Consider the following 16,747-nt stretch of genomic DNA (forward strand, 5'->3'; position numbering starts at 1 on the left):
GGCGTCTATCGATCCGTGAATTTATTAGTGATGTCTATAGTAATAAGGTAGGTTCACGCATGCGGGACTCCCGCATGAGACGACCGACTAGACCATGCAGTATTACAACCTCGACACCGCTGACACAGGACTGGCTGTTGAAATCGACGGGACGGTGTACGACCTCGGAACGGCTGACGATCCGGTTGACACGTTCCGTGAACTGGCGAAGGCCGCGGCCGTGAGCGAGACGTCCATCGACCAAATCGGAAGGCGGCTGAGCGAATCTGCAGAGACACTGTCGCCCGCGGTACTGGAGGAGAGCTTGGACCGACCGATCGTCCCCGACGAGGTCTGGGCGGCCGGGGTCACGTACGAAATAAGCGAAGCGGCTCGGGAGGCGGAAAGCGATCGTCCGGACGTGTACATGGACGTGTACGACTCCGACCGACCTGAGCTGTTCTTCAAAGCAACCGCCAGCCGCACCGTCGGAGACGGGGCGGCCGTTGGGATCCGCGAGGACTCTACGTGGGACGTCCCGGAGCCGGAACTGGGGATCGTTCTGTTCAGAGGGGAGATCGTCGGATACACCGTCGGCAACGACATGAGCAGCCGGTCGATCGAGGGTGAAAACCCGCTGTACCTCCCACAGGCGAAGGTGTACGATCGGTGTTGTGCGATCGGCCCCGGCGTCACCTCGGCGGAGGCGGTCTCAGACCCCCACGATCTCCGAATGGAGATGCACATCGAACGGGACGGTGACCAACTGTACGAGGACTCCACGACGACCGCTAACATGAAGCGGAACTGCGAGGAACTCGTCTCGTACTTCTGCCGTCACAATGCCGTTCCCGAACTCGCGGTCCTCCTCACCGGCACGTCGCTCGTGCCGGAAGACGATTTCACGCTGACGGAAGGCGACGCAATCTCAATCGACATCGACGAACTCGGCACGCTCGAGAACTCAGTCACGCAGGTATAGCTGGGTGAGAGGATCGCCGCTTTCCCGGTCGTTATTTGTTCGCGTGTACCACAGAGCGGTATGGATTCTCGTTCACTCGGGTCGATCGGATCGGTAAGTGAAGTTGGATACGGATCGTGGGAACTCGGTAGTGCGTGGGGGGACGTATCCGACGCCGAAGCACAACGCGCGGTCGAGGCCGCGTTAGATGCCGGAATCGACTTCTTCGACACCGCCGACGTGTACGGCGATGGCCGTTCCGAACGAGTCCTCGGCGAAGCGCTGGCCTCCCCTATCGAGAACAACGCGGTGACGGTCGCGACAAAGGCGGGTCGGCGGCTCGACCCACACGAAGCCGACGGGTACACCCTCGATAACCTGCGGCGGTTCGTGGACCGCTCCCGAGAGAACCTCGGCGTCGAGACGCTTGATCTGCTCCAGCTCCACTGTCCGCCGACCGATGTCTACTACCAGCCGTCCGTCTTCGACGGGCTTGAGACGCTACACGAGGAGGACCGTATCGACGCCTACGGCGTCAGCGTCGAACGCGTCGAGGAGGGACTGAAAGCGATAACGTATCCCGGCGTCGAGTCGGTTCAGATCATCTTCAACCCCTTCCGGCAGCGACCGGCCGATCTCTTCTTCAGAGAGGCCGCCGCTCGGGACGTGGGCGTGATCGTTCGTGTCCCACTGGCGTCCGGCCTTCTAACCGGGACGCTCTCCCGGGCAGACACCTTCCCCGAGGACGACCACCGGAATTTCAACCGCAACGGAGAGGCCTTCGACGTCGGCGAGACGTTCGCGGGAGTCCCCTTCGAGGCCGGACTCGACGCTGTCGATGCACTGCAGGAGCAGGCCGTACCGGACGAAATGTCGACAGCCGCGTTCACGCTGCGGTGGATCCTCGACCACGACGCGGTTTCGACGGTCATTCCGGGCTCTTCGACCCCAGAGCACATCCGTGCCAACGCGGCCGCAAGCGATCTCGATCCGCTCGACGAATCGACTCACGACGCCGTCACGGAGGTATACGACGCGCACGTCCGGGAACACGTCCACCATCGCTGGTGAATGGAAGGCGGCAACGGCGCACGTCGCGCGTTCGCAGCCGTCAGAGCGCGATGAGCGTCACTCCGAGGACGGCCATGACGGCCGCGAAGAGCCGAAGCCGGAAGTAGCGTTCTCCGAGTAGGACGCCGCCGAGGACCACCGCGATGACCGCTTGCGTGTTTACGATGGGGGACGCGATGCTCGCGGGGAGAATCGCGAAGGCCGTCGTCGTCGTGTGCTCGGCGAGCGCGACGATTGCCGCGACGCCGACGAATCGGGGAATATCCCTGCGAGTGAGCGAGGGGGGATGACGCACGGCGCTCGGAAGCAGTATGAGCGAGATACCAACGAGCAGTGTTGGAACCCACAGAGCCGTCGGCATCCCGATCTCCTGTAGCACGACGCGTTTCCCCACGTCGCCGGCTGCGTAACACATCGCGCTCAACAGCGCGAACTGTGCCGGTCGGGAGTGATACACGTTGACGATCGGTCCCAGCAGGTTCCCCGGCTCGTAGTTCACGACGTACACCGCGACCGTCGCCACGACAACCCCGAGAACTTGGATTCTAGTCAACACTTGGCCGAGCAACAGGACCTCGACCGGGAGGACGAACACCGGAACGATCTTGCTGATCGGCGTGACGTACGAGAGGTCTCCGTCGTCGATAGCCCATAAGAACAGCATGAACGCTATTGCGTGCATGAGGACGGTCAGAGCTACGATACCGGACTCGACGGGCTCGATCCCGGCAACGAGTTCCCGAGAGACGTCGGTTCGAGAGACCACGACAGGGACGTACCAGACGACCGCACACGAGTTGAGAAGCACCGTGAGTGCCGCCGGCGAGACGTCGCTGAACAGCCGCTTGAGCGAGAAGATGTAACCGCCCCAGGCGACAGCCGCGAGCACCGCGAACGAGATCCCGGGATCCATTACCAAGACGAGACGGTTCACCACACATCAATAGTTCGATACTGCCGTTCGCGGGGATCGGAGGCCGGACATACTCTTAAGAGTCTCCGGGGTAATACACGGCCCATGGCACTTGAGACCCTTCTGCTCGCGGTCGGGCCGGAAGAAAGCGACCGAACCGACCAACTGGCTCGGACGGCGGCCGACATTGCGGGACCGGCCGGGGCAACGGTCGTTCTCCTCCACGTATTCACTCAAGCGGAGTACGATTCCACGACCAGCAACTTGGGTGTCGCCAACTCGTCCGAGGTCACCGTCGACGACGTGGCGAGACGGCACGGGACGATTCGATCGATCTCGAAGGTGTTCGAGGAGGACGGGATCGACTACGAGATACGGGGTGCTATCGGCACACACGCCGACGAGATCGTCCGTCTCGCAACGGGCACCGAAGCTGACCTCGTGATCGTCGGCGGACGCCGGCGATCGCCGACGGGAAAGGCGATCTTCGGTTCGACCGCACAGCAAGTGATACTCGACGCCCCCTGCCCCGTGACGCTGGTCCGAAGCGATTCGAACGATCGCAGCTGATCGGCTGTTTCAACGGCTCCAAGTCGTTTCTCGGTGCGGTCACGACGGACGGGTCGCAGTCGACGTGACGTACGCTTCCCGTTCGACGTGACGCACGCCTCTCAAACGCCGGTGCCAAATCGGGGGGCCGGATACGACGAAGCTACGCGTCGTCGAACAGCGTGAATCGAAGAATCACTGGCTCGACGAGGCGTGAGCCTCGTCGAACTGCGCCTGACAGTCAGGCGAGCCCGACGAAGCTACGCTTCGTCGAACAGCTCCTCGCCGTCTGCGAGGTGGGCGTCGACGGCGTCGAGGTCCAGCGTCACCCCGAGCCCCGGCTCCTCGGGGATCGGCATGTATCCGTCCTGGATGAGGTCGTCCTCCTCGACGAGGTCCTCCCACCAGCCGAGTTCGTAGGAGTGGTACTCGACGGCCAGCGAGTTGGGGATCGCCGCGCCGACGTGTGCGGACGCCAGTGTCCCGATCGGCGAGGAGACGTTGTGCATCGCCACCGGGACGTAAAACATGTCCGCGAGCGTCGCGATCTTCGCCGTTTCGCGCATGCCGCCGACCTTCGGAACGTCCGGGGCGACGATGTCGACGGCCTGTTCCGTGAGCAATCGCCGTTGACCGTGAGTCCGGTAGACGTTCTCGCCGACGGCGATGGGCGTCCCGGTCGACTGGGTGACCTCGCGCTGGACGTCGTGGTTCTCCGGAGGAACCGGGTCTTCCAACCACCAGACGTCGTACCGTTCGAGCCGACGCGCCAGCCGCTTGGCGCTGCCGGCCGTGAACGCCCAGTGGCAGTCGAAGGCCACGTCGGCCTTATCGCCGACGCGGTCTGTCACCTTCTCGACGATCTCGGCTTTATGCTCGATCTCGGGACCGCGAAGGTGGCGGTTCGCGCGGTCCTTCTCGTGGCCCGACGGGACGTCGAGGTCGAACTTCAGCGCGTCGTAGCCGAGATCGTCGACGACCCGTTCCGCCTCGTCCGCACAGGCGTCCGGGTCGGCCTCGTCCTCTGTGTGACAGTCACAGTACGTCCGGACCTCGTCGCGGTACTTGCCGCCCAGCAGTTGGTAGGCGGGAACGTCGAGGATCTTCCCGGCGACATCGTGGAGCGCCAGTTCGATACCGGAGATCGCAGCGATGTCTTTGCCCGCGATCGATCCCTCGCCGGACATCTTCTGTACCATGTGTTCGTAGAGCCGGTCGATGTCGAGGGGATTTTCGCCGACGACGAACGGCTTCAACCGTTCGATTATCTCCGGGATAGCACCGCCCCAGTACGCCTCGCCGTCGCCGACGCGCCCGTCGTCCGTGTACACGCGAACGAGCGTCCACGGATAGTTGCCGTCCACGATCACCGTTTGTACGTCTGTGATCTCCACGTCGTGTCCCTCGCTGCGGGGGCGAGAGAGGCCCATCGTCTCCGCCGAGAGGTCGCGCATGGTGTACTCCGCGTTTGGATCCCGAAGATGCTCATAGCTCATGGATCAACGGCAGTTCGGAGAGTGCCACTAAAATGGTTCCGGAGGTGACGCGGGCGGACAGGACCAATTCGGTGGGTCGTATTCGCCGACGGCCGCGGAAACCACATCCTCGGTGTCCGACGCGGTCGGCGACGCGGATGGAGAGCGGATGACCGAACGAGCGTCGATCGACGACCGCGTGTGCGAACGACTGAGTCCGCCCGGGAGGTGGGAACGCTTTTGTGGTCGAGCGCCGATCGAATCGACATGTCTCCGAACACGCTGTTCAGGGAGTACGAGTCTCGCGACTGGCAGACGGCGACCGACGGGACGGTCCGCTATGCGCTCATCGGCCTCGGCTGGTGGACGACCGACGTCGCGATCCCGGCGATCGAAGAGTCGACGTTCTGTGAGACCACCGTGTTGGTCAGTAGTTCGGCCGAGAAAGCGACGCGTCTCGCGGACGAAAACGACGTTGAGCGGGCGATCACCTACGAGCAGTACCACGACGGAGTCGCCGCCGACGAGTACGACGCGGTGTACGTGGCGACCCCGAATGCGTACCACCTCGACTACGCCGAGACCGCCGCGGAACTCGGCAAGGGCGTCCTCTGTGAGAAGCCGATGGAGGCGTCGGTCGAACGAGCCGAGCGGCTCGTCGAGGCGTGCGAGCGCCACGACGCCCCGTTGATGGTGGCCTATCGGATGCAGACGGACCCGTTCGTTCGGATCGCGAAGTCGCTTCTCGACGACGGCGTCATCGGCGACCCGGTTCAGGTATACGGCGACAACACGCAGCCGTTACTCGAGATGATCCCCGACGAGGACCAGTGGCGGATCGACCCGGATCTCACCGGCTACGGTACCTCTGTGATGGATCTTGGGATTTACTCCATCAACACGACACGGTTCCTGCTCGACCGCGAGCCGACCGAGGTACAGGCGAGCATGGCGTCGACGCATCCGCCGTTCGATAGGGTCGATGACGAGCGGTCGTCGTTCCTCCTCGCATTCGAGGATGACATCCAGTTCATCTCGACGGCCTCCCAGGGGGCTCACGAGGACACGCAGTTGAAGATCACGGGCACCGAGGGACAGATCGAGTTGCGGCCGGCGTTCCACGGCGAGGTGGAACTGCGCGTCGAGGCCGGCGATCTCTCGGTCGAGATGGCACACGCGACTGCGGATGAGGTCGACGAGATGTGCGAGGAGTTCGACTACTTCGCCGATCGCCTTCTCACCGGGGCGGAGATCGGTCCAGACGGTCGCCACGGGCTCCGGGATATGGAGATCATCGAGGCAATTCACGAGGCGGCGGAGGAACGCGGACTCCCGCTTTGAACCGGCAGCCAGTGAGAGACGGGCCAGACGGCGGCGACCGGTCCCGCTAGGTCGTGTCGACGTCCGCAGCCAGCGACGACAGGTGCTCGGTGAACAGACCGGCTTCGACGCCGAGGGTCACGTACTGGACGCCGGCGTCGATCCAGCGGTTCGCGATCGCAGGCGTGTCGGCGAACGCGCCGACCGCGACGCCGGCCTCGGCGGCACGCTCACAGACGTCTTCCATCAGTTCCTCGACCCGCTCGTGAGTCACTTGGCCGGGGATCCCGAGCGACTGTGAGAGGTCGTAGGGGCCGAGAAAGACGGCGTCGATTCCGTCGACGCCGAGAATGTCCTCGATGTTCTCGACTCCGCGTTCTCCCTCAACTTGGACGATGAGGACGACGTCCTCGTTTTGATCTTCGGTGTACGTGTCGCTACCCCAGTAGTCGCCGGCTCGGACGTACTGCGAGAGCCCGCGGCTCCCAAGCGGGTCGAACCGGGCGGCGTCGACGGCGGCCCGAGCGTCGGCCTCCGTTTCGACCTGTGGGACTTGAACGCCGGCCGAACCGATATCGAGCGCCCGTTGGATCTCGGCTTCCTCGTTCGAGCGGACGCGGACTATCGGGGCGACGCCGCGGTTCTGTGCGGCCGCGGCAAGTTCGAGGGTGGTCTCGGCGCCGAGCGGTCCGTGCTCTTGATCGTAGACAATGAAGTCCATGCCCGCGACCCCGATCATTTCGGAGACCATCGCCGAGTCGAGCAGCTGGAAGGTGCCGACAACGGTCTCGCCGTTCAAGAGACGGTCGCGGAAAGTCGTGTTCGCCATAGTCGGGGATGTTTGGGGCCCTACAAAGCTTTTGTTGTCGATCCACCTTACCCGGTGAGATCGGCCGGCCGTTACCGGGCGATTCCGCCGGTTCCGTTCTCTAACACTCGGTCGACTTCGTCGGGTGTGACGACAGCGAGATCGCCCTCGATGGTGCGCTTGAGCGCGGCGGTCGCTGCCGCGTACGAGAGCGCGCTGGAGACGCCATCACCAGCGATGCGTCGAGCGAGATAGCCGCCGACGAACGCGTCACCGGTTCCGATGGCGTCGACGGTGTCGGTTTCGAAGGCTGGCTGTTCGACGACCGTCCCGCCGTGGGTCGCGAGCGCTCCGTTCTCGCCGCGAGTGATGATGACCGTCTCGAAATCGAAGTCCGCGGCTACTGCGGTGGCGATTTGGCGCGCCGACCCCTTTCGATCGAGGACGGCGTTGACGTCGCGCTCGGCCGCGATGAGGACATCAACGTCGGGGAAGAGCGATTCGCAGTGACGTTTGGCCTCGGCCGTCGACCAGAGCTTCGAACGGTAGTTGAGGTCGAACGCCGTCGTCGTGCCGGCCCGCTTTGCGTCGGCCAACAGCGTCGCCGTCGTCTCCGCAAGCGTCGACGAGAGCGCGGGCGTGATCCCGCTCGTATAAAATACGTCCGCGGTACGGATCGCGTCCCGATCGAGTTCGCCCGGTCTGGCCGTCGTGATCGCCGCGTCGGCACGGTCGTAAATAACCGTGGTCTCCCTGGGGGCGGAGCCTCGCTCGATGTAGTACGCACCCTGCCGCGCCCCGTCGGCCCACGCGACACGCGGTTCGACGCCGTGTTGTCTGACCTCGTTCGTGACCCGACGTCCGAGCGGGGAGTCGGGGAGCTTCGAGAGCCACACCGACGACGCGCCGAGCCGGGAAGCGGCGATGGCGACGTTGCTTTCAGCGCCGGCCGTCCGGAACTCCAACGAGGTCGCGGTCTCCAACCGTTCTCCGGCCGGCGGGTTCAAGCGGAGCATCGTTTCGCCGAAGGTAACGAGCCCGCCCGTCATCTATGCGCCTCTGCCAGTGTCGTGAACTCGCTCGCTGCCGCAGTCAGAGCGGCGAAATCCCCGTCGTCTATCGCCTCGCTGTCGACGATTGCGCTGCCGACGCCGAGGGCGACGGCGCCGGCTTCGAAGAACGCCGCCGCGTTGTCCAGCGAGACCCCACCTGTTGGAATGAGTGGAACCTGGGGGAGCGGCCCGTTGATCGCGCTCACCTGCTCTGGACCCGCGCTTGAGGCGGGGAATAACTTGCAGAAATCGGCACCCGCCTCCGTCGCTTTGAGCGCTTCCGTCGGCGTCATCACGCCGCTCGCGATCGGCGTCCCGTACCGGTTACACGTTTCGATGACGTCTGTATCGACCGTCGGTGTGACGACGAACTCCGCCCCGGCTAGCTGAACTGCCCGCGCGGTTTCGGCATCCAGAACGGTTCCTGCACCGATGCTGACATCGGAGTGCTCGGCGGACATCTGTCGGATCAGTTCGACTGCACCGGGTGTATTGGCTGTTATTTCGATTGCATCGACACCACCCGCCGCAATCGCGCTGACAACCTCGCTGCACACGTCCGGTTCGATCCCGCGAATGATCGCGACGATACCTGTCTTTTCGATACGCTTGCGCGCGGCAACTCCGCTCATTTCTCTACGTATCTACACCGTGTGATCATACATAACGTCGGTGATGCGAACACGACCCAATCGAGTCCGCCGTTGCAGTGGGTCCGTATCGGCCCTCCTCTGCCGATGGTGTCTGCGATGGCCTTACCCACAGTACCGACCGGCCGAGTACGTTCACTCGTCGGCCCGTTCGTATTCGATCTCCGTTTCCGGACCGATCCGCCGACCGCCATCGACCACGCGCACGGTCAGTGTGACCTGCGTCGTCCGGCCGCACCCGTTCGAGACCACCACCAACCACTCGTCTCCGACCGCGACCGGGCCGGCCTTCGACCGGCGGAGGTACTGCATGTACGCAGTCGTGCGTAACTTCTCGGCGACGGTCGCATCGCCGGTGTGCGCAAGTAGCACTCGGTCGGCGTCGGCGGTCATACGGACAGGAGACGCCGAACCAAAATGTATCTTTGTCGCCCGCTTGCGCGGACGACGACCTCACCACGACGTGACAGTCACGTCCCGCAGCGGCCGAGCGAGCGGGACTGACACCTGTCCGTCGGTGTAGTGTGAGACGTAGAAGCCGATGATGATCTCCAGCGAGCGAGTCGCTTCCTCGCCCGTCGAAGGGTTCTCGACGGTCCCGTCTAGGACACCGACGGCGTCGGCGGCGGCGTTGGCAAAGGCGTCGCGATAGTCCTCGTCCCACGTCCACGCACCCTCGATCTCGGGGAGGTCGTCTTCAACGTGGGTGCCGTCGTCGAGCCGCCAGTACCGCCATTCCCCGTCGTCGTTGTTCAGGTAGAGTTTACCCTCGCTGCCGATGAACTGGAGCGTCATCGACGAGGCCTCCCGGGGGATGGTACAGTCGATGGTGACGAAACTCCCGTCGTCCATCACCACGAACCCGCCGCCGCCGGCGTCGTCGACCCGTTCTTCGGCTTCGAGAGAGTCGACCGCCTCGTTCTCGCCGGTGATGTAGCCGGAGACCCGTTCTGCACGGGCGTCAAGCAGGTACACCAGTGTATCAAGCAGGTGCGTGGAGTTGCGCAACAGTTCCATCCGGAACTGCGTGGCGACGGAGTGGATCTCACCCAACAGGTCCTCGCTCTGGATACGTTCCCTGAGCTGCTGGAGCTTCGTCGTGAACCGGAAGGAGTGGTTTATCAACAGCTCCGTGTCCGTCTCGTCGCAGACGTCGACCATCTCCTCGGCGTCGGTGACCGACGACGCGATGGGCTTTTCACACCAGATCAGTCCGGGGTCGGCCGCTGACTCGGCGGCGGCGATAACGTGGTCTGCATGGAGATACGACGGCGTACAGACGGAGACGATATCGAGATCCTCCGCGGCGAGCATCGACTCGTGGCCGACGTATCGGCGATCGGGTGGTATCTCCCACGCTTCACCGAACCGTTCGAGTTTGGTCTCGTCGACGTCGGCGACAGCCACCAGTTCGACGTCGTCGGTGGCCTGGTACCCGCCGGCGTGACTAGCCTTGACCTTTTTTTCGCCGATATCCTCCTCGTCATGCATTCCGAGGATCCCCATCCCAGCGATACCGCCCGTTCCGATGATGCCGGCTCTGTAGGTCATCTCAGTTGTAGGTGTGGACGCTTCCGGTCGTGTTGTCTTCGATGTACTCCCAGTCGTAGTCGACGCCCAGCCCCGGCCCGTCGGGCACCTCCACCATCCCATCGTCGTCGACGGTGTCGAGCATATCCGAGTAGCCCCCCTTGTACACCGGCGGCTGGGTGTTCGGGCAGTCGGGGTGAACCAAGGCGAGTTCGTAGTAGTTCGTGTTGCGAATTGCCGCGATACAGTGACGCTGGGCCGGCCCCGGCGCGTGGAACTCCACGTCCAGTCCGAACCCTTCTGCCACCTTCGCCCGTTTCATCGCGCCGGTAATTCCGCCGTCGTACTCCGGGTCCGCGCGCAGGAAGTCCGTCGACTCGTTGGCCACGAAGTCCGTCGCAGGCTCCAGTCCCCGGACGTGCTCGGTCTGGAGGATGGGTGTGTCGAGGGCCTGTCTGAGTTTGCGGTGGCCGTGCTGTGAGATGCCGCCGTCCCGGTAGGGGTCCTCGTACCAAAAGAAGCCCTCCTCGTCGAGCGCGCGTCCGAGCGTCAGGGCGTCTGCGTAGGTCTCCAGTTCGCAGGCGGGGTCGTGCATCAGGTCCATTTCGTCGCCGACCCGCTCGCCGACTGCGTGGACGGCTGCGACCTCCCGATCGAGGTCACGGGACCCCTCGCTACCGCCCCAGCCGTGGATTTTGAAGCCGCCGTACCCCATGTCGAGACACTCCTCGGCGAAGTCCGCGAAGGCTTCGGGTGTGTCGAGCCCGCCGTTCTCGTCCCCATGGTAGGTCGATGCGTAGGCGGGGAACCGCGTCCGGTAGGTGCCGAGTAGTTCGTGGATTGGTGCGTCGTACTTCTTGCCGGCGTAATCCCACAGGGCGATGTCGATGGGACCGATCCCCATCCGGTCGTACTTCCTCATCGCACGTTTCATCTCGCTCCAGTGACGCTCTCGTTCGAGCGGGTTCTTGCCGACGAGGTAATCGGCGAACGTGTTGATCTGCGCTGCACCGGGCGAGTTACCGCCGACGTACTCCCCGGTGATTCCGTCGTCAGTGTGTATCTTGATGCCGAATAGCTTCCGCTCAGTCACGGAGCCCGGTTCGTACACGAGGTTGAACCCGTGGTGGTCTGTCCCGACGTCTTCGATCGGGTAGGCGAACTCGGTGGACTCAATGCTGGTTATCTCTGGCGCCATGACGGTGTATGTGACACGATAGAAGATAAACATAGGGCTTTTCATCGATGGTTTCATCTCGCTGCAGTGAGTTATCGAGCGGTATGGTCGGACACACGCAGTACGACTTCAGCGGCGAGACCGCCATCGTCACCGGCTCTACGAAGGGTATCGGTCGGGGCATTGCTGCCGGGTTGGCCGACGCCGACGCCAACGTCGTCGTAAACTCCCGGACGGAGTCAGAAGTGAATGCCACCGCCGCAGAACTGGACGAGCGCGGCGCGGGCCGCATCGTCGGTATCACCGCAGATGTCGGGTCGACCGACGACATCGACACGCTCGTTGACCGGACGATCGACGAGTTCGGGCAGATCGATCTGCTGGTCAACAACGCGGCCGTCTGGCCCGAGGAGAAGTCGCTGGTCGACTCCGATCTCGAACAGTGGAACCACACGATGGCCGTCAACGTCCGCGCACAGTACTACGCCGCAAAGCGAGTCGCACGGCATATGATCGACGAGGACGTCGAGGGCTGTATCGTCAACCACACGAGCCAAGCCGGCGACCGCCGGACGGGTCCCTTCGGGCTGTACGGCATCTCGAAGACGTCTATTAACGGGCTGACTTGGCGGATGGCACAGGAGCTAGCCGAACACGGCATCCGGATGAACGCGGTCTCGACAGACGTGACCGAGACCGCCCAGCTCCGCCATGAGGCCGAGCAAGAGGCGGCGGACGACCCAGACCGAACCGCCGAGGAGATTCTTCGAGCCCGGGGCGAGCGGCGACCGCTCGGCCGACTCGGACAGCCCGAAGATCTCGCCGACGCGGTGCTGTGGCTCGCGAGCGACCGCGCGGACTACGTCGTCGGCGACACCGTCCGTGTCAGCGGAGGCGGCAATCTCGAGTAACCATGCGCCTCATCGACACCCACACTCACACCTGGGGACCCGACACCGCGGAACTTCCCTGGCCCGAGTCGGTCCTCCCGCCGGGGTGGGACGGTCCGTACACCGCCCACGACCTCGTCGGAGATATGGACGCGGCCGGCGTCGAGGAGGCCGTGATGGTGACGTCGCCGATATACGGCCGCGGCGTTCGGGCGAACGAGTATACGATGCGTTCCATAGAGGCGTATCCGGACCGCCTGTGGGGGGTCGGCCTGATGGACTTCTACGGCGACCCCGACGACGTACGGACGGCGCTCCGCCGGGTCGTCGGCCACGACCGAATGTTGGGCGTCCGGATGCACGCGTGTCTCGAGTACGAGGAGCACTCGACGGAGTTGGATCGGACCGCCGACTGGGTCCTCGACGACGAACTGGAACCGGTCTGGACCGAGGCCGCTCGACAGGGAGCGTCCGTGTTCATCTTTCCGAAGGCCGAACAGCTCTCGATGGTCGCGACCCTCGCGGAGCGGCACCCGGACGTCCAGCTGATCGTGGATCACATGGCGTTCCCCGACGAGACGACGAGTCCCGACGCGGCCCCCTGGGCGGACTTCGAGATGGTGGCCGATCACGAGAACGTCGCAGTCAAGGTGAGCTCTCTTCCGCGCTCTAGCGAGGAGGGCTGGCCCTACGAGGACCTGTGGGGATACGTCCGCAACCTCGCGGACTGGTTCGGCACCGACCGCCTGCTGCTCGGGTCGGACTACCCGTGGATGGACGACTGGGCTGAATACGAGACGTGTCTCTCGTGGGTCGAAGAGGTTCCCTTCCTGTCGGCACGCGATTACTCGTATTTGGCCCACCGGACCTTCGAGTCGATACTGAGGGGCTGACCGCATCTCCCACGTAGATGTTCACCGAACCTCCGAGGTGAAATTCCACGACGCTTCCACAACGAAGCAGATACTACCGACGGGTGGTCGAGATCGTTCGCTGGTATCGGCTCGTCTGAACGCGCTCTCCGCTGTGATCCCAAACACCTAATTGTCTCTCACACGACGTTCCGGTATGGCATACGATCGCATACTGCTCGCAATCGGCCCGGATGATCGGGACAGTCTGGATACGCTGGTGGACGCCGCCATCAACCTTGCGGAGCCCTCGAACGCGAGTGTGTCACTCCTGTACGCCTTTCCGAGAGACGACTACGAGGCAGTGATGGAACAGATGAGTATCGATACGACGACCAGCGGTCTCACACCCGACGAGGTCGCACAGCGTCACGAGAGCGTCAGAGAACCGGGCGATCGGCTGGAGTCGCTGGGAATCGACTACGAGATCCGAGGTGTCTCGGGTGGGAACCTCGCGGATCAGGTCGTGCGAACGATAGAGCGGAGCGGTGCCGACGTGGCCGTTGTCGGGGGGACCAAGCGGTCCCCGGCCGGGAAGGCGATGTTCGGCGATCACGCCCAACAGGTCCTCCTAAATGCGCCCGTGCCGGTGGTGTACGTCAAGCGAGAGTAGCGAGCCGTCCGCCGGTCGTCGTGCTTTCGTTGGTCTGATACCGATCAGCGTGGTACTCTGCAGGTATCGAACCGACCCAGTGTTCTGTAGAGGTGAACGAACAACTGACGAACGAGAACGCTAACCGGGGTATACATTACAAATGTACGTCTGTCATACCTAACGGCAATTCGTCCCGTGAGAGGTGTTACCACTGGTATTCAGCAGAACGAAACGCCATCGCACACCTACTGAACGATCAGGAGTACGCCAGATTGATTTCGATGACGTTGGCAGCAGACCGCAGGAGTTCGGGGATATCTGTGTGGAATAGGTCCCCCTGCATCCGAGTCGTCGGTCCAGAGACGCTGAGCGCCGCCACGAGACCGCCGTCTTCCGGGACGACTGGGGCAGCCACACAGCGCAGGCCGGAGAGCCGCTCCTCCCGGTCGTACGCGTACCCTCGCTCCCGGATCGTCGCAAGCTCCGCTTGTAATTCTTCTCGATCCGTGATGGTGTTCTCCGTCCGGGCCGGGAGGCCGTGGGTGTCGAGGATCTCGTCGACGCGTTCTTCGGGCAGTTCTGCGAGGATCGTCTTCCCGAGCGCGGTGCAGTGGAGTTTCACCCGCTTGCCCGCGTACGTATCGACCGTGACGGCCTCAGTCCCTTCGGCACGGGTAATGTAGACGCCTTCTCCGTGTTCCTCGACGGCCGCGTTGGCCGTCTCACCCGTCTTTTCCGCCAGTGCTTTGACCTCCGGTCGGGCCTTTTCGTAGATGTCCATCCGGTTCCGCTTGTACTCTCCCAGTTCGAGAAACCGCAGGCCGACGCGATAGGTGGTGCCCTCGTTCGTGACGTACCCCTCGTCTTCCAGCGTTTTGAGGTGGTTGTGGACCGTGCTCTTCGTCATGTCGAGATCCTTCGCCACCGCTGTCACGCCCGCCCCGTCTAACCGTTTCAGGGCCTCGACGATCCGCAGCGACGTCCTCGTCGCGGTGATCGTATTTTCGTCTGTTGGCATACCCCGAAGAGGATCCCCAACCCACATAACTCTGTTCACTAGAGCGGAACAACCCCCAGTGTGGTCGCTACGACAGCCAGGGGATGTCGTCGTGGAACCGTCGGAGCGCGTCGGGGCCGGTCAGCGCCGTCACGGCACCGGCCTGAGTCGTCGCGACAGCGCCGGCGGCGTTCGCGAGTGCGAGCGCACGGTTCGGGTCTTCGACTCCGTGTGTCAGCGCCGCAACAAACCCCGCGAGGAACGCGTCGCCGGCACCAGTGGCGTCGGCGGGATCGACCTCGTATCCCTCGTGTCGGGCCTGTCCGGTCACTGGGCTGTCGTCGGTACCGAAACAAAACGCGCCCGCCTCTCCGAGAGTCAGCACCACGGTGTGTGGCCCCTCGTCGGCGACGGAACGGGCTAACGCCGCCGGCTCGCCGGCCTCGAAGCCCGCGACCGACAGCTCATCCGGTGTCGCTTTGACGACGTCGACATCCGGCAGCGCGCCTCGGACGACGGCACGGAACTCGTGGGGGCTGTGCCACATCTCCGGCCGCCAGTTTGGATCGAGCGACACCGTACAGCGGTCGGCGGCTCGCGATTGGAGTTCGAGCGTCGCAGAGCGACTCGGCTCGACGCTCATCGTCACCCCGGTCGTGTGGACCCACGACACCGACTCCAGGGTGTCGTCGGAGACAGTACCCTGTCGCAGTCTGGTGTCTGCCCCTCGCTCCCGGTAGAAGGCGAACGACGGCCCCCGTTCGGCGTCGTGTGTGACCAGCGCGACCGTCGTCCGCGCGTCGTCGTCCGTCACGAGCAGGTCGTCCGGGATGGCAGAGGCCGCAAAGTGTTCCCGGAGGAACACGCCGAGATCGTCGGTCGCCAGCCGCGTCCAGCACAGAGGCGGGACGCCGAGGCGTTCGAGCGCCATCGCAGCGTTCGCACCGGAACCTCCGAAGGGGGGTTCATACCCGCCGGTGTCACCCGGCGGCCCGGGGGTGCGTGGGACGAAGTCCACGAGAGAGTCGCCAGCGACCAGAATCGTCGGATTCATGCCCATGCGACTAGATAACATTCCCCGGTATTTAGGGGTTCGTTCGGACCCGACTCGTCACTCCGAGAGCGGGGGGTCCCTGTCGCCCCAGGCGGACGCGAATCCGGCGACGCTCTCTGCTGTCTCCGGAGAATCAACGTGTGCGTCGAGCACGGACGGCGACATCGTGATCGCGTCGATTCCGGCCTCGTAGAGGGCGGTCGCCTGTGTGGTGTTTCGAATACTTGCCGCCAACACCTCGGTCTCGAACCCCTGCGCGTCGAAGATCGATTGGATGCGACGGGTGGTCGCGACCCCGTCGTCGCCGGAATCGTCGATGCGACCGACGTACGGAGCGACGAAGGTCGCGTCGTTTTCTGCGGCCACCACCGCTTGCTCGACGGTGAATATCACGGTCGCCCCCGCAGGAACTCCGTCAGCACGAAGCCGACCCAGCGCCTCGAATCCCGCCCGCGTCGCCGGGATCTTCGCGATGACGTGGTCCGCCCACTCCTGATAGCCACGCGCCTCGCGGACCATCCCGTCGGCGTCCTCGGCGAGAACCTGCGCGAACACCGGACCGTCGGTGATCGCGGCTGCGTGTTCCACGACATCTCTGTATCGGCGGTCCGTCTCTGCGACGATAGACGGGTTCGTCGTCACGCCGGCCAGTCGGACGCGTCTGTCGGCGGTCCGTATCTGTTCCGGCGACGCCGAGTCGATATAGATATTCATACGGTGACCCTCGGAACCGAGTCGCATGAAACTATTGCCAAGACGGAAGATCCGAATACACGCGCTGATCCATGTTCGAACCTACCGCCCGCACTGAGGCG

General features: G+C 63.9%; 18 protein-coding genes. 7 read left to right on the forward strand and 11 right to left on the reverse strand.

What is annotated here, in order from left to right; translation table 11 throughout:
• Nucleotides 1-94: 94 nt before the first annotated feature.
• Together EP28_RS07690 and EP28_RS07695 are read left to right on the forward strand one after the other, a co-directional pair.
• Complete coding sequence (locus EP28_RS07690) at nucleotides 95-961, forward strand: fumarylacetoacetate hydrolase family protein (protein ID WP_049983397.1); 867 nt, start codon at nucleotides 95-97, stop codon at nucleotides 959-961.
• A gap of 60 nt (nucleotides 962-1,021) precedes the next feature.
• A complete protein-coding gene (locus EP28_RS07695; protein ID WP_049983398.1) occupies nucleotides 1,022-2,011 on the forward strand; it encodes an aldo/keto reductase in 990 nt (329 codons plus the stop codon).
• A gap of 40 nt (nucleotides 2,012-2,051) precedes the next feature.
• Here EP28_RS07695 and EP28_RS07700 read toward each other — a convergent pair whose 3' ends face one another.
• Complete coding sequence (locus tag EP28_RS07700; protein ID WP_049983399.1) at nucleotides 2,052-2,924, reverse strand: DMT family transporter; 873 nt, start codon at nucleotides 2,922-2,924, stop codon at nucleotides 2,052-2,054.
• Nucleotides 2,925-3,029: 105 nt separating this feature from the next.
• On the opposite strand from EP28_RS07700, the gene EP28_RS07705 reads away from it, so the two are divergent.
• A complete protein-coding gene (locus tag EP28_RS07705) occupies nucleotides 3,030-3,494 on the forward strand; it encodes a universal stress protein (RefSeq protein ID WP_049983400.1) in 465 nt (154 codons plus the stop codon).
• A gap of 239 nt (nucleotides 3,495-3,733) precedes the next feature.
• Here the strand turns inward: EP28_RS07705 and EP28_RS07710 are convergent, their stop codons facing one another.
• Nucleotides 3,734-4,969 carry a mandelate racemase/muconate lactonizing enzyme family protein gene (locus EP28_RS07710; RefSeq protein WP_049983402.1) on the reverse strand — a complete coding sequence of 412 codons (1,236 nt, stop codon included), beginning with the start codon at nucleotides 4,967-4,969 and terminating at the stop codon, nucleotides 3,734-3,736.
• A 246-nt stretch (nucleotides 4,970-5,215) separates the two neighbouring features.
• On the opposite strand from EP28_RS07710, the gene gfo6 reads away from it, so the two are divergent.
• Nucleotides 5,216-6,289 (forward strand): D-xylose 1-dehydrogenase Gfo6, encoded by a 1,074-nt coding sequence (gfo6, locus tag EP28_RS07715; protein ID WP_049983404.1) that lies wholly within the window; start codon nucleotides 5,216-5,218, stop codon nucleotides 6,287-6,289.
• Between the two features lie 46 nt (nucleotides 6,290-6,335).
• Here gfo6 and EP28_RS07720 read toward each other — a convergent pair whose 3' ends face one another.
• The 6 genes from EP28_RS07720 to EP28_RS07745 form a co-directional block, all read right to left on the reverse strand.
• Complete coding sequence (locus tag EP28_RS07720) at nucleotides 6,336-7,097, reverse strand: HpcH/HpaI aldolase family protein (protein WP_049983406.1); 762 nt, start codon at nucleotides 7,095-7,097, stop codon at nucleotides 6,336-6,338.
• Between the two features lie 71 nt (nucleotides 7,098-7,168).
• The gene (kdgK1, locus tag EP28_RS07725) at nucleotides 7,169-8,125 is read right to left on the reverse strand and encodes a bifunctional 2-dehydro-3-deoxygluconokinase/2-dehydro-3-deoxygalactonokinase (protein ID WP_049983407.1); all 957 of its coding nucleotides are present in this window, start codon (nucleotides 8,123-8,125) and stop codon (nucleotides 7,169-7,171) included.
• A complete protein-coding gene (locus EP28_RS07730) occupies nucleotides 8,122-8,760 on the reverse strand; it encodes a bifunctional 4-hydroxy-2-oxoglutarate aldolase/2-dehydro-3-deoxy-phosphogluconate aldolase (RefSeq protein ID WP_049983408.1) in 639 nt (212 codons plus the stop codon). Before EP28_RS07730 ends, kdgK1 begins: the two co-directional genes overlap by 4 nt.
• A gap of 153 nt (nucleotides 8,761-8,913) precedes the next feature.
• On the reverse strand, nucleotides 8,914-9,171 hold the full coding sequence (locus EP28_RS07735; RefSeq protein ID WP_049983409.1) for a DUF7968 family protein: 258 nt from the start codon (nucleotides 9,169-9,171) through the stop codon (nucleotides 8,914-8,916).
• Between the two features lie 60 nt (nucleotides 9,172-9,231).
• Entirely contained in the window at nucleotides 9,232-10,329 is a 1,098-nt protein-coding gene (locus EP28_RS07740) for a Gfo/Idh/MocA family protein (protein ID WP_049983410.1), read from the reverse strand.
• Between the two features lies 1 nt (nucleotide 10,330).
• Nucleotides 10,331-11,506, reverse strand: coding sequence for a mandelate racemase family protein (locus EP28_RS07745; RefSeq protein ID WP_049983411.1), 1,176 nt, complete (start codon nucleotides 11,504-11,506; stop codon nucleotides 10,331-10,333).
• 83 nt (nucleotides 11,507-11,589) lie between these two features.
• Between EP28_RS07745 and EP28_RS07750 the strand changes: the two genes are divergently transcribed.
• From EP28_RS07750 to EP28_RS07760, 3 genes are all read left to right on the forward strand, one after another.
• Nucleotides 11,590-12,396: an SDR family NAD(P)-dependent oxidoreductase gene (locus EP28_RS07750; protein ID WP_049983412.1), complete on the forward strand. Its 807-nt coding sequence runs from the start codon at nucleotides 11,590-11,592 to the stop codon at nucleotides 12,394-12,396.
• 2 nt (nucleotides 12,397-12,398) lie between these two features.
• Nucleotides 12,399-13,268 (forward strand): amidohydrolase family protein, encoded by an 870-nt coding sequence (locus tag EP28_RS07755; protein WP_049983413.1) that lies wholly within the window; start codon nucleotides 12,399-12,401, stop codon nucleotides 13,266-13,268.
• 175 nt (nucleotides 13,269-13,443) lie between these two features.
• Nucleotides 13,444-13,899, forward strand: coding sequence for a universal stress protein (locus EP28_RS07760; protein WP_049983414.1), 456 nt, complete (start codon nucleotides 13,444-13,446; stop codon nucleotides 13,897-13,899).
• 238 nt (nucleotides 13,900-14,137) lie between these two features.
• On the opposite strand, the gene EP28_RS07765 is transcribed toward EP28_RS07760, so the two are convergent.
• The 3 genes from EP28_RS07765 to EP28_RS07775 form a co-directional block, all read right to left on the reverse strand.
• Nucleotides 14,138-14,899 (reverse strand): IclR family transcriptional regulator, encoded by a 762-nt coding sequence (locus tag EP28_RS07765; protein ID WP_049983415.1) that lies wholly within the window; start codon nucleotides 14,897-14,899, stop codon nucleotides 14,138-14,140.
• A 67-nt stretch (nucleotides 14,900-14,966) separates the two neighbouring features.
• Nucleotides 14,967-15,938 carry a carbohydrate kinase family protein gene (locus EP28_RS07770; RefSeq protein ID WP_049983416.1) on the reverse strand — a complete coding sequence of 324 codons (972 nt, stop codon included), beginning with the start codon at nucleotides 15,936-15,938 and terminating at the stop codon, nucleotides 14,967-14,969.
• Between the two features lie 51 nt (nucleotides 15,939-15,989).
• Complete coding sequence (locus EP28_RS07775; RefSeq protein WP_196219618.1) at nucleotides 15,990-16,646, reverse strand: transaldolase family protein; 657 nt, start codon at nucleotides 16,644-16,646, stop codon at nucleotides 15,990-15,992.
• Nucleotides 16,647-16,747: the final 101 nt, after the last annotated feature.

Source organism: Halorubrum sp. BV1, from assembly GCF_000746205.1.
Classification (GTDB): domain Archaea; phylum Halobacteriota; class Halobacteria; order Halobacteriales; family Haloferacaceae; genus Halorubrum.